General features: G+C 52.0%; 13 protein-coding genes. 11 read left to right on the forward strand and 2 right to left on the reverse strand.

Annotated features, from left to right (window positions below; translation table 11 throughout):
* Nucleotides 1-25 precede the first annotated feature (25 nt).
* The 10 genes from ACN0VI_RS13755 (at nt 26) to ACN0VI_RS13800 (ending at nt 11,339) form a co-directional block, all read left to right on the forward strand.
* A complete protein-coding gene (locus ACN0VI_RS13755) occupies nt 26-583 on the forward strand; it encodes a hypothetical protein (RefSeq protein WP_417447155.1) in 558 nt (185 codons plus the stop codon).
* A 290-nt stretch (nt 584-873) separates the two neighbouring features.
* Entirely contained in the window at nt 874-1,422 is a 549-nt protein-coding gene (locus ACN0VI_RS13760; protein ID WP_147270565.1) for a TnsA endonuclease N-terminal domain-containing protein, read from the forward strand.
* A gap of 542 nt (nt 1,423-1,964) precedes the next feature.
* On the forward strand, nt 1,965-2,990 hold the full coding sequence (locus tag ACN0VI_RS13765; RefSeq protein WP_417447156.1) for a LacI family DNA-binding transcriptional regulator: 1,026 nt from the start codon (nt 1,965-1,967) through the stop codon (nt 2,988-2,990).
* Between the two features lie 100 nt (nt 2,991-3,090).
* Nucleotides 3,091-3,906, forward strand: coding sequence for a sugar phosphate isomerase/epimerase family protein (locus tag ACN0VI_RS13770; protein ID WP_417447157.1), 816 nt, complete (start codon nt 3,091-3,093; stop codon nt 3,904-3,906).
* Between the two features lie 250 nt (nt 3,907-4,156).
* Complete coding sequence (locus ACN0VI_RS13775; protein WP_417447164.1) at nt 4,157-5,242, forward strand: substrate-binding domain-containing protein; 1,086 nt, start codon at nt 4,157-4,159, stop codon at nt 5,240-5,242.
* Nucleotides 5,243-5,269: 27 nt separating this feature from the next.
* Nucleotides 5,270-6,439, forward strand: a complete 1,170-nt coding sequence (locus ACN0VI_RS13780) for a Gfo/Idh/MocA family protein (protein WP_417447158.1) — start codon at nt 5,270-5,272, stop codon at nt 6,437-6,439.
* Between the two features lie 79 nt (nt 6,440-6,518).
* The gene (locus ACN0VI_RS13785) at nt 6,519-8,018 is read left to right on the forward strand and encodes a sugar ABC transporter ATP-binding protein (protein ID WP_114413208.1); all 1,500 of its coding nucleotides are present in this window, start codon (nt 6,519-6,521) and stop codon (nt 8,016-8,018) included.
* A complete protein-coding gene (locus ACN0VI_RS13790; protein WP_114413207.1) occupies nt 8,002-8,982 on the forward strand; it encodes an ABC transporter permease in 981 nt (326 codons plus the stop codon). Before ACN0VI_RS13785 ends, ACN0VI_RS13790 begins: the two co-directional genes overlap by 17 nt.
* Before the next feature lie 133 nt (nt 8,983-9,115).
* Nucleotides 9,116-10,174, forward strand: a complete 1,059-nt coding sequence (locus ACN0VI_RS13795; RefSeq protein WP_417447159.1) for a sugar phosphate isomerase/epimerase family protein — start codon at nt 9,116-9,118, stop codon at nt 10,172-10,174.
* A gap of 4 nt (nt 10,175-10,178) precedes the next feature.
* The gene (locus tag ACN0VI_RS13800) at nt 10,179-11,339 is read left to right on the forward strand and encodes a Gfo/Idh/MocA family protein (protein WP_417447160.1); all 1,161 of its coding nucleotides are present in this window, start codon (nt 10,179-10,181) and stop codon (nt 11,337-11,339) included.
* A gap of 284 nt (nt 11,340-11,623) precedes the next feature.
* Here the strand turns inward: ACN0VI_RS13800 and ACN0VI_RS13805 are convergent, their stop codons facing one another.
* Nucleotides 11,624-11,800, reverse strand: coding sequence for a carbon storage regulator (locus tag ACN0VI_RS13805; protein ID WP_417447161.1), 177 nt, complete (start codon nt 11,798-11,800; stop codon nt 11,624-11,626).
* A gap of 229 nt (nt 11,801-12,029) precedes the next feature.
* Here ACN0VI_RS13805 and ACN0VI_RS13810 point away from each other — a divergent pair, with 229 nt between their 5' ends.
* Complete coding sequence (locus ACN0VI_RS13810; protein WP_417447162.1) at nt 12,030-12,356, forward strand: DUF6998 domain-containing protein; 327 nt, start codon at nt 12,030-12,032, stop codon at nt 12,354-12,356.
* Nucleotides 12,357-12,637: 281 nt separating this feature from the next.
* Here ACN0VI_RS13810 and ACN0VI_RS13815 read toward each other — a convergent pair whose 3' ends face one another.
* Entirely contained in the window at nt 12,638-12,781 is a 144-nt protein-coding gene (locus ACN0VI_RS13815; protein ID WP_417447165.1) for a helix-turn-helix transcriptional regulator, read from the reverse strand.
* Nucleotides 12,782-12,794 lie beyond the last annotated feature (13 nt).

Raw genomic sequence — 12,794 nt, forward strand, 5'->3', positions numbered from 1 at the left:
AGCCTACTTTGCAGGAGGTAATTCAATGTTTAATTACTTAAAAGGTTTTTTTATTACAAATAAAGGCCGTAAATTTGGTAATGAGATTGCAGATTACTTGGGAGTTGAAAGGCGCTTATTCCATTGTGCTATGGAGGAAGGTGGATGTGACATGCATTTAGTGAAACTTTATAACCTTAAATTAGATGGCTTTAGTCTTGAAGATATCGCTGTGGATGCATGGGATTTTTTGATTCCAGGTCTTGATGAAATAGAGAAGCGTTTTGGTGGACAAAATTTGATACAGCAAGCTAGAAAGTCGATTAATCAATTTCAAATTGATAGGGCTAACTCAGATCTGAGTAATTCAGGCTATCAAGAAAATGAAGATGAGCTTGTTCGAGGTGATGGTAGGTTTGAGTTAAGGTATCAGGTTATGTTGAAGCAATGCCTGAGAGGAGAAGACTTCTTAGCTCCTATTTTGCATAAAATGCGAAGCGATGACCTGGAGGGGCTTAAAGGGATGGCCTTAATGCATAAGCTTGCAGGTGAAGACGTCGAGCTATGGGATCTAGAACTAGGTGTAGAAATAATAGACAACTAATATCTCTTTAAAAATATCAAACTTTATTATCGGACCCTATCGTTCTTGTCCCAAAAAAATATCAAACTTTAGGTTTTTGATGTACCAAAAATAACAGTTTTTTTATCAAACTTTATTATGGTCGTACAGTAGATGTGGCTGTTCAAGTGATAGGTATTCTGGTTCAAAGTTATGTAGTCTTGAACAAAGAAATGTACTTTGTCTATTGTTTGGGTATCTCTAAACAAAGTATTGTAACCTAATTTTTACTCCTGTATGTTGTATATAAAACATACAGGAGCTAATTATGGTTGCTTCGTTTCATCTCTACTCAGAGCTTAAAATTCAAAGTAAACTCAAAAATGGTAGTGGCTGTGGAGCAGGTAGGAGCTACAAGCCGTGGCTTACAGTGCAAGAGTTCACTTCTTCTGGGCGGCGTTTCACATCGCTCACTTTTTAATAAATCTTCTAGAATTCTTCATTTGTTCTCTGATCTGGAGTTCATTTACTCGTGTTTATTTGATTGGAGTCCCTGCGTTACTGACTGCAGGGAGCGCTATCCACTGTTACGTGATGATGTTCAAAGTATTAGTGAGGAATTAAGTATTCCTGTTATTTCATATGAAGGCGTCCAGCAAGTAAGGTTTTCAGACTTTCTGGTAGATGATGCTGCTCATCCACTAGGTCAATATGCAGTTGATATTCGATATTTGAATGATCTGAAATCGAATGGTGCTATCGAGGCATTGGAGCTACAGCGACGCTATTGGGAGATGAAGAATATCGGACGTAATTCTTTTGGCGCCTTTAAGAGAATGTTGAGGAAACCATCAATGAAGAATAACTCGCTTTCATTGTGATTTTTTCCACGCTTCTATGAACGCTAGGCAAAGCCAAGCGATGAGCCTATCGCTGGTGGTGGAGTACGACATTCCTATGCGAATGCATTGCGACGACTTGGCTATGTTTTGCCGTTCTTCGCGAGAAAATATGACGCCCTTGGCTACAGAAGCAACCTGCGTCCTAGTTTGTTTAATAGGACACCCTAACGTCGGCGTTTCGTGTGAAGTCCTAAGGTCGTTCCCACTTCAAACGATGACGTTTGATGCTGTCAGTGGTGGACAGAGATGTATGCGTCAGTGTGCCACTACAAGTCGATAATTGGGTGAAGGGGCTTCGCGTTTGAGTAGAACGTAAAATCGGTGGTAGAGAGAGCCGCCCGTAGGCCCGTCACATAAAAAGCTGAAAAAGGACTTGACTGCCTGCTCTGAGATGATTTAGATTGAACGTAATCGATTACAAAGCGACTTTTTAGCAGTCACTTAGTAGTTTCGCCTTCGGGCGTTTTTTTAATATATCGTATGTAAACGATTATATTTCGGCGGGATAAGGGATAAGGGATATGACCACAATCAGTGATGTCGCTAAGAAGGCTGGGGTTTCGACGGCTACCGTATCAAGGGTTCTGGCTAATACCGATTCAGTAACCCCAAAAACCCGAGAACGGGTAATGGCGGCGGCCGAGGCCCTGAATTACAAGCCCAACGCTCTGGCTCGTAACTTAAGGGTGTCATCGACCCGCGCTATCCTTGTGGTCGTGCCAGATATCTCCAATCCGTTTTTTTCCGAGATCCTTCGTGGTATTGAGCTTGTAGCGAATAAGAGCGGCTACCAGGTCCTGTTGGGTGACTCCGATAACACGCTGGAACGAGAGGTTGAGTATCTGGATTTTCTCAGACAACGACAAGCCGACGGCATGATTATGCTGACTGCACGGATGGACCAGAGCCTGCTCGAAAACATCGCTGCGCAGTATCCTGTGGTATTGGGCTGTGAATATTTTGATGAGGGTTCAGCTATAAATACGGTTTCGGTCGATAACATAAGGGCCGGATACAAGGCCGCCGAACACCTGATCAAGTTGGGCCATAAACGTATCGGATATATCTCCGGACCGGAGGGTATCGTTCTTAGCCGGGATCGCCTCAAGGGGTTCCAGAAGGCGATGTCCGACTATGGCCTGCAACCGGATGAATTGCTGATCGAAGTGGGCTCTTTCAGCTATGACTCCGGTTGGACCGCCATGGATAGATACCTTGCGCTGGAAGTGTGTCCAACTGCCGTTTTCGCAGCAAGTGATGAGATGGCTATTGGCGCCATCAAGGCGGCTCGCAAGGCTGGTCTTGATGTTCCTAAAGATCTTGCGGTCGTGGGTATGGATAACATCAAGTTCGCTTCCATTTTTGAGCCTTCGATCACGACGATTGCGCAACCTATGTGCGAGATTGGTTGTACCGCAATGGAGTTGCTGTTGAAGGTCATTAATAAAGAAGCAATTCCGCAGAAAAAAGTTGTATTGAAGGACGAACTAATCGTAAGGGAATCCTGTGGTGGTAATTTGAAAATCACCAGTGAGACCTCGGATTAATTCGTTTTTTTAAAGTGAAATGTAATCCATTACATTGTGCCGGAATCCAATTATCGACTGGGTATCGGGTAAATTCATTGCATAAAGATAGGTGTGAATAATGAAACTAGGTTATGAAACAAATACTTGGGGTGGAGTTGTCGGACATCCAGGCGGTGTGACCTCAATCAAGGATGCCTACTATGTGGCCAATGGTTCCAGCGAACAGGCCATTCGCGATATAGCAGCGGTTGGCTATAACGGCTTCGAGATGTTCGATGGCAACCTGATGCAGTTTCGTGATGACAAGCAGGCGTTCCGTGACTTGCTGCAGCAAACATCGCAGACCTTCATCGGTGTATATACCGGGGCCAATTTCATTTACCCAGATATTCTCGAAGAAGAGCTGCTGAAGTTCCGCAATGTTGCCGAATTAACTGCCGAACTGGGAGGAGAGCATTTTGTCATCGGTGGAGGAGCAATTCGAGGTACCGGTATCCGACCCGATGATCACAAATTGCTGGCCGACGGCCTGAATCAGGCTATGCAGATTGCAGAGCAAGCGGGACTTGTCGCCAGTTACCACCCCCATTTGGGCAGTCTGGTCGAATCACCGGAGCAACTTGATCAGATTATGCCTCTGACCGATATCCATCTGTGCCCGGATACCGCCCATATCGAGGCGGGCGGTGGAGACCCCGCCGACGTAGTACGTCGTTACGGTCAGCGTATTAAGTACATACATTTCAAAGACTTGAAAAATAATGAGTTTCTGCCGCTGGGTACCGGCGTGCAGAACTTCGATGCCATTGTCAGTGCGCTGAAGGAGCACGATTACGATGGCTGGATCACTGTAGAGCTCGACAGCTATGCGGATCCCAGGGCTGGTGCGCAGATCAGCAAAGATTTCCTTAAGAAGCACTTCGACTACGTGTAATGCAAATCGACAGTCAATAAACACTTTCTCCGCCCCGGAGATTATCGCTGCAACAACAGGAGATTATCGCTGCAATAACAACAGGAACTTATCCATGCATAAAAATAACAACAGGAGCATATCCATGCATAAAAATAACAACAGGAGCATATCCATGCATAACAATAACAACAGGAGCTTATCCATGCATAACAATAACAGAAGTACCCTCTCCTCAGGTGTGCGCTCGCTGCTGATTGCCGGCGGACTGATGACCGCAAGCCTGGCCTTCTCAACTGGCGTCAGCGCTGCAGGTCTGACCATCAACCAGTCTCTGCCGGATAGCGCTATTCTCAGCAAGGGACCTGGCGGTGAGAGCGCAGTGTCAGCCAAGACGCTGTCGCTGAGCGAAACCGAACTGCAACAGATTCGGGATGGCGGTTATACGGCTGCCATCGCGATGCACTATGCCGGCAACGACTGGTCCCAGGCACAGGTTAACGGGCTGCAAGCCGCCTTCGATAAAATGGGTATCGACGTGGTTGCCGTGACCGATGCCCAATTCAAGCCGGAAAAGCAGGTGGCCGATATCGAAACGCTGCTGGCTCGCAGTCCTGACGTGATCGTCAGTATCCCGGTCGATGCAGTCTCGACTGCTCATGCCTACAAGCGGGCCGCGGAGGCCGGCGTCAAGCTGGTGTTCATGGATAATAAGCCGAATCAGCTGGAGGCACCGGCTGATTACATCAGCGTGGTGTCTGCCGACAACTACGGCAATGGCATCGTAGCCGCGCATATCCTGGCCAAATCACTGAATGGCAAGGGCAAAATCGGCGTGATCTATCACGCGGCTGACTTTTTCGTGACTAAGCAGCGCACCGATGCCTTCGAAGCCACTATCAAGAGCGAGTACCCTGGAATCGAGATCGTCGCCCGTGGCGGTATTTCTGGCCCGAACGATGGTGAAAAAGTCGCCTCAGCCATGTTGACCAAGAATCCGGCGCTCGACGGCATCTTCGTAGTCTGGGATGTGCCGGCAGAGGGTGCACTGACCGCGGCCCGTACGGCTGGGCGCAGTGATCTAGCGATTACCACCATAGATCTGGGTATCATCGCGGCGCTCGATATCGCACGCGGCGGTCCGATTAAAGGGCTCGGCGCACAGCTGCCTTATGAGCAGGGCACTGCTGAAGCGATCCTGGCCGGCTATGCATTGCTGGGTAAGGAAGCACCGAGCTATGTCGCCGTGCCGGCGCTGAGCGTCACCCAGGACAACATACTGGATGCCTGGCAACTGGTCTATAACCAGCCGGCTCCCTCAATGATTCAAGATGCCGCCAAGCGAAACGAAAAATAATGCACGAACGAGAGGATTAACAGAATAATGAAAACACTTAATGTAGGTATGATCGGCGCCGGTTTTATGGGCAAAGCCCATGCGATGGCGTATGCAGCGATGCCAATGTTTTTCTGGCCGGCGCCAGCAATCACAGTACGTAAGATGGTCGCCGACGTGACCGAAGAGGCTGCTAAGGACGCTGCACTGCGTTTGGGCTTTGAGAGCTATACGGCTGACTGGCGTGACATCATCAACAACCCGGAGATCGATATTGTCGATATCGTGACGCCGAATGACTCTCATGCCGAGATTGCGATTGCCGCGGCCCGGGCTGGTAAGCACATTATCTGCGAGAAGCCGCTGGCGCGTGGTGCCGAAGAGTCCAAGACCATGCTCGACGCGGTTCAGGCGGCAGGTGTCAAACACATGGTGGCCTTCAACTACCGCCGCACCCCGGCCGTCGCGCTGGCGAAAAAGTATATCGACGAAGGTGCCATCGGCAAGGTGCTGAATTTCCGCGGTACCTATCTGCAGGACTGGTCGGCTGATCCGAATTCGCCACTGTCCTGGCGTTTCCAGAAGTCTATTGCAGGTTCTGGTGCCCTGGGCGATATCGGCACCCATGTGCTCGATTTCGCTCGCTACCTGGTCGGTGATGTCGCCGAAGTCATGGCGACCACCAAGACCTGGATCAACGAGCGTCCGGTGCAGGCCGGCGGTGTCGACAAGCTCGGCACGGTCAAGAGCAGTGACGATGTTGAAAAGTGCCCGGTCGATGTCGACGATGAGGTGCTGTCGATGTTGCGCTTCGAAAACGGTGCTATCGGCAGCATCGAGGCAACCCGCAACGGTCATGGTCGCAATAACTTCCTGACCTTTGAGGTGCATGGTGAAAAAGGGTCTATCTCTTTTAACTACGAGCGTCGCGACGAGTTGAAGGTGTTCTTCAAGGATGATCCTGAAGACCGACGTGGTTTCCGTACCGTTTATACCGGTCCGGCACATCCGTACGGTGACGGCCTCTGGCCGATTCCTGCACTGGGCATCGGCTATGGCGAGACCAAGATCATCGAAACCTATGATCTGGTCAAGTCGATAGTCGATGACACGGACGTATCGCCTAACTTTGCTGACGGGTACCGTATCGAGCAGATTGCCGATGCGATTCTGAAGTCGGCGCAAGAAGGTCGTTGGGTTTCGGTTGACGAAATCTGATACTGCTCTCGCTGATTACTGCTTTATCTGAGCCCTCCGTCGCTTGTGGCGGAGGGCCACATTCACAAAGGTAAGCACGATGGATACCCAAGTTCATTTGAAAATGTCCAACATCTGCAAGGCTTTCAACGGCATACCGGTTCTCGAAAAAGTCGGCTTCGAGCTGAGGAAGGGCGAAGTGCATGCCCTGATGGGTGGCAATGGTGCTGGCAAGTCCACGCTCATGAAGATCCTGACCGGCGTGTATCGGGCTGATGAGGGCGCGGTACTGCTGGACGGACAGCCAATCGAGATCCAGAACACCGAGGATGCTGAAGCCCACGGCATAGCCATGATCTTTCAGGAGTTCAGCCTGGTACCGTCGCTGACGGTCGCGCAGAATATTTTCCTGAACCGCGAACCCAGGACTGCTATGGGGCTTATTGACGACCGGGCCTGTGTGCGCAAGACCCGGGAGTTGTTGCAGGAACTCAACGTTGATATCGATCCCAATACGCCGGTTGAACAACTCGGCGTGGGATACTGGCAGATGACGGAAATTACCAAGGCTCTTTCCAAGAACGCCAAGATTCTGATAATGGATGAGCCGACCTCCTCGTTAACGGAAAACGAGACCGAAGTCCTGTTCAGGTTCATTAAAAAGCTCAAGGAAAAGGAGATTTCCGTGATCTATATCTCACACCGTATGGACGAGATATTCGAGATCTGCGATCGCACCACCATTCTACGAGACGGTAAATGGGTGCTGACGGAAAGTCATGACAGCCTGACCGTTGAGCGGATGATAGAGCACATTATTGGCGGCAATATGGAGCAGGCGTTCGTCTGGTCCGAGCGCCAGTACGACCGCGCGGGCGAGCCACTGCTCCGAGTGAGCGATCTACATTCCGGTAGCCGTGTTCGCGGCGTCAGTTTCGATCTTCACCGAGGCGAAATTCTGGGTATTGCCGGGCTGATGGGCAGCGGCCGCTCTGAAACAATGCGCGCACTTTTCGGAATCGATCCGATCGACCGGGGGGAAGTTTTTATCAATGGTTCGAAAACGGCAATTCGCCGCCCGGACGATGCGATTGCGGCGGGTCTTGCGCTGGTGCCTGAAGATCGGCGGGTACAGGGTTTGGTGCTGGATCAGGATGTCAAAAGCAATATGTTGCTGCCGATCCTCAACCGGATAAAGAAGGGCCTGTTCGTTGATGATCCCGCCGGAGAGGCAATCGTTCAGGACTATGTTCGCAAGCTAAACATCAAGACCGACAATATTTTCAAGGCCGTCAATCTGCTGTCAGGCGGTAATCAACAGAAGATCGTGCTGGCTAAATGGCTGGTCAATGCGCCTGACATACTGCTGCTCGATGAGCCAACCATCGGCGTCGATATCGGTGCCAAAATCGAAATCATGGAAATCATCCGGCAGTTCGCCGATGCGGGCAAGGCGGTGCTGGTGGTGTCGTCGGAACTTACCGAGCTGCTGGCCCTGGCTGACCGTGTCATCGTTTTCCATCAGGGAAGCGTGACGCAGCAATTTGATCGTAAAAACATCGCATCTGAGGAGGTATTGCAACATGCAATCCAAGGCTAATAATCTGCCGGCCAGCACGCGCTTTTCGCTGCGTGGTTTCGACTGGCGTCGTTACATCGTTTATGTCGCCTTCGTGGCGGTGTTCTTCTATTTCTCCGTGACCCTTTACGACGAAGGCTTTCTGTCGACTAACAACCTGCTGAATATCGCCCGGCAGACTGCGATGATCGCGATTATGGCCGTGGCCATGACCTTTGTAATCGGGGCCGCTCAGATCGACCTTTCGGTTGGCTCGGTCGCCGCATTGTCTGCATTGATATCTGCGCTGGCGATGCAGGCAGGGCTCGGCATGTTCGGTGGGATAATCGCGGGCCTCGGCACTGGAGCTCTGATTGGCCTGATCAATGGTCTGCTGATTACTCAGATTGCGATACCAGCGTTTCTGGTAACGCTGGGCATGATGATCATCACCAAGGGCCTGGCAATGTGGGTCACTGATACTGCACCGGTCCCGATTCTGAATGAGAGCTTTACCTTCCTGTTCGGTTCGGGCGATTTGGGTCCCATTCCGGTGTTGCTATTCTGGATGGTCGTGATCGGCATCATCGGCCATGTGCTGCTGCGCAAAACCGTGTACGGCAGACGCACGCTGGCGGTGGGCGGAAATGAGAACGCCGCGGAATTCTCCGGCGTTCACGTCAAGCGTATCAAACTGCTGGTTATGGTGGGCTCAGGTATGCTCGCGGGGCTTGCCGGCATGCTATACGCCGGACGCATGCACTCGGCGCGCTTTACCTTCGGCGAAGGGGACGAGCTGTCGGTTATTGCTGCTGTCATCCTCGGTGGCACCAGCCTGTTTGGCGGCACTGCAACCGTCATTGGTACCATTTTCGGTGCGTTGATGATCGGCATGATCAACAACGGTTTGATCATCATGGGGCTGGATGTCAGCCAGCAGATGGTGGTTAAGGGTCTGATCATCATTCTGGCCGTGGCCTTCGGTAAAAAAGCCGCACAACGCTGATCGGGCTGACGTGCCGGTTCCGTCCGGCACGTTATGTACTGCTTGGATTATTTTCAGCGTCTGTTTTGGACGCCTGGGGTTCCTGTTGCCTGAGTTCGGGCGGAACGTCCCAGAGATTGAATGGGTAAACACTATGAAAACGATTAAAGGTCCTGCAATTTTCCTGGCGCAATTCGCCGGTGATGAGGCGCCATTCAACAGCTTCGCGTCGATCTGCCGCTGGGCGGCTGATCTGGGTTTCAAAGGGGTTCAGGTCCCGAGTTGGGACAGCCGCCTGATTGACCTGAGGCTGGCAGCCGAGTCCCTCGATTACTGCGATGAGTTGAACGGCGTGGCCGCCGAGCAGGGCGTGCAGATAACCGAACTGTCGACACACCTGCAGGGGCAACTGGTGGCCGTACATCCGGCTTATGACGAGGCCTTCGACGGCTTTGCGCCGCCCGAGGTGCGCGGCAATCCCAAGGCCCGTGCCAACTGGGCCGCCGACCAGTTACTGCTGGCGGCCAAGGCGTCCCGCAACCTAGGGCTGAGCGCCCATGCGACCTTTTCCGGCGCGCTGGCCTGGCCCTATATCTATCCCTGGCCGCAGCGTCCGGCGGGCCTGATTGAGACCGCCTTCGATGAACTGGCAAAACGCTGGCGGCCAATTCTCGATGCTTTCGACAATGCTGGTGTCGATCTGTGTTACGAGATTCATCCGGGGGAGGATCTGCACGACGGCGCCAGCTTCGAGATGTTCCTAGACAGGGTTGAGCAGCACCCGCGTTGTAATATTCTGTTCGACCCTAGCCATTTCGTGTTGCAGTCCATCGACTACCTAGCATTCATGGATATCTATCGTGATCGGATCAAAATGGTTCATGTCAAGGATGCTGAATTCAATCCCAATGGACGCATGGGGGCCTACGGTGGCTACCAGTCTTGGGTCGAGCGCGCCGGCCGCTTCCGTTCTCTGGGCGATGGCCAGGTCGACTTTAAGGGGATATTCGCCAAGCTGGCGGCCATGGATTTCGACGGCTGGGCGGTGCTGGAGTGGGAATGCTGCCTCAAGCACCCGGAAGTTGGGGCCCGCGAGGGCGCAGCGTTTATCGGCGACCATATCATTCAGGTCACCGATCGAGCGTTTGACGACTTTGCCGATGCCGGCAGCGACGAGGCGATGAACCGCAAGATGCTTGGAATAGGAGGCTGAACTCATGCAACAGGAAGGTTACGCCCGACCAATACGTCTGGGCATGGTGGGCGGTGGTATCGACGCCTTTATCGGCGCCGTGCACCGATTCGCTGCCAGGCTTGACGGCCAGTATGAGCTGGTAGCCGGGGCCCTGTCGTCGTCCCCGGACAAGGCGCGTCTCTCTGGCGAGAGACTGGGGCTAGCAGAGGACCGGATCTATGCCGATTTTCTGGAGATGGCCCGTCGCGAGGTGGAACGGCCGGATGGCATCGAAGCTGTTGCCATCGTGACGCCCAATCATATGCACTTTCCGGTAGCCCGGGCCTTTCTCAGTGTCGGGATTCATGTGATCTGCGACAAGCCGATGACGGCCTCGCTGGCAGACGCCCGCGAGCTGGTGAGCCTTGCCGGGCGCAGTAAGGCGCTGTTTGCGCTGACCCACAACTACACCGCTTATCCGCTGGTGCGTGAGGCCCGCCAGATGATTGCTGAAGGTCGGCTGGGAGCGCTGCGGGTTGTGCAGGTTGAATATGCCCAGGATTGGCTGACCGAATCGATCGAGAATGAAGGGCAGAAGCAAGCCAGTTGGCGGAATGATCCGGCCCAGGCCGGGGCCGGCGGTTGCATTGGCGATATCGGTACCCATGCCTTTAATCTGCTCTCATTTATCACCGGTCTTGAAACGGAGTGCCTCTGTGCGGACCTGAGCTCCTTCGGCCCCGGTCGCCAACTCGACGACAATGTCCATATGATGCTGCGCTTCAAAGGCGGGGCCCGCGGGATGCTCTGGGCCAGCCAGGTGGCGTCCGGCAACGAAAACCATCTCGCGATCCGTATCTACGGCGAGAAGGGGGGACTGGAGTGGCAGCAGGAAAATCCGAACCAACTCTGGTACTGCCCGTTCGGTGAACCGCGCCGACTGCTGACCCGCGGTGGAGCCGCCCTGTCTTCTGCAGCGAATGCGGTGACACGCACACCCGCCGGACATCCCGAGGGTTATCTGGAAGCCTTCGCCAGCCTCTACAGCGATATCGCTACTGCGATCCGCGCACGGCAACTGGATGACGACAGCCACGCTCAGGGAGGTCTTGTACCCTCCGTTCAAAGCGGAATTGAGGGGTTGCTGTTTATCGATGCGGCCGTCAGGTCTCGGGGTAGCTGGGTAAGCCTGACGCAGGACTGATTTCAATTCGTCCACAAATCGATTTGGTAATGTTTGTTTTGTACCGACTCCGGTAGATGCTCTGAGCAATCACCTAACGTCCGGTTCAGAGAATCCAGAACGATCCTGTTAAGGCGCAATGTGCGCCTTGCAGCTATTTCCGATCTGAAGGCTTTGGGCTGCAAAGTGCTGTTAGGTGTGGTGAGGCACTGCGGACTAAATGTCCGCTTAGGGCCATGAGCGGAAGTTGACGGTTTCAGATCAGTTCAAAGCCACCCGCCAATATTTCTGAGATTAAGCATCAATCATGTCTTGGATCGTGACTCGCGCGAAATCAGCTCTTTTCGAACCACGGTAACGTCCTTCGGGGCATCTATACCCACACTAGTTTTGTTCCCGTCATCGACGCATCGGTCAATGATGATCTTGATACTGTCGCCGATGTATAGTGACTCTCCATCGAACAGTGTTATATGCTTCATGGTTAAGTGGTCCGATACAGGATAGGTTATCGTCTTTAAGGGGAGCAGACGTGCTGGACTTATTAGTATTCGGATTTGAGGTTACTTGGAATGGACTGTCATGATTGACCACCAGAAGTTACAAAAGCTAGTAGGGCAGCTGTATTCCGCCGTATCCGAGTTAGGGAGGATGTTTCCTGGTCGTCATTTCCCCCCAAATTGGCATATGGTCGGGAGTTTGGGGTAGTGTTTGGTTGCGGATGCTTATGACCTAGAGCTTCTCACGGCGTCTAACAAGGGGGTTGATGCGCTCACCCATGATGGGGTGGAGGTGGAGATCAAGGCGACTCAAGCGAAAACGGTCTCCTTCCGCAGTGAGTCGCAGCATGTGATTGTCATCAAAATCAACAAAGACGGCACGTTCGACGTCGTTTACAATGGACCAGGGGCATTGATCTCGAGGCACTTCCGAGGAAAGCCGCTGCCTAGTAACGGCCAGTATCAAATATCTATCAGTAAGCTCCGTAGCTTAAATCAACTGGTGGCCGATCACTGCCGCATCCAACCGGTAAAGTAATCAGCGTTTACTTATCTTGGTGTAACGATCCTTATGGTGTGTATAGATCACTCGTCCGTGTTGTCACTACTGGGAGCGTCATTATGCCAGATACAGATTTATCGATAGCTTATCTCTGGATGAGATTGCTTTTGGCGATTCAGATAGTTTTACATATTCCAAACTAGTTACTCTTGATAACTTCAAAAGTATCAAACTTTAATGTCGGTAGTTCGAAAGAGGTAGAGCTAAAAAATATCAAACTTTACCTTTCTCAGGCCCTATTTAACGTCATTTTCGTATCAAACTATAATGTCGCCGTACATGTGTGCGCTGGTGAGAACATGGCGCACAAGGTCCGTTTGTGAATTTACGTTCATTTTATTGAAAACCATTTTTAATTGGCTGCGGACGGTTTGAACGCTGGTGTTCTTATCGTCTGCGATGTCATTTAGCGTT

Source organism: Kangiella sp. (assembly GCF_048265365.1).
Taxonomy (GTDB): domain Bacteria; phylum Pseudomonadota; class Gammaproteobacteria; order Enterobacterales; family Kangiellaceae; genus Kangiella.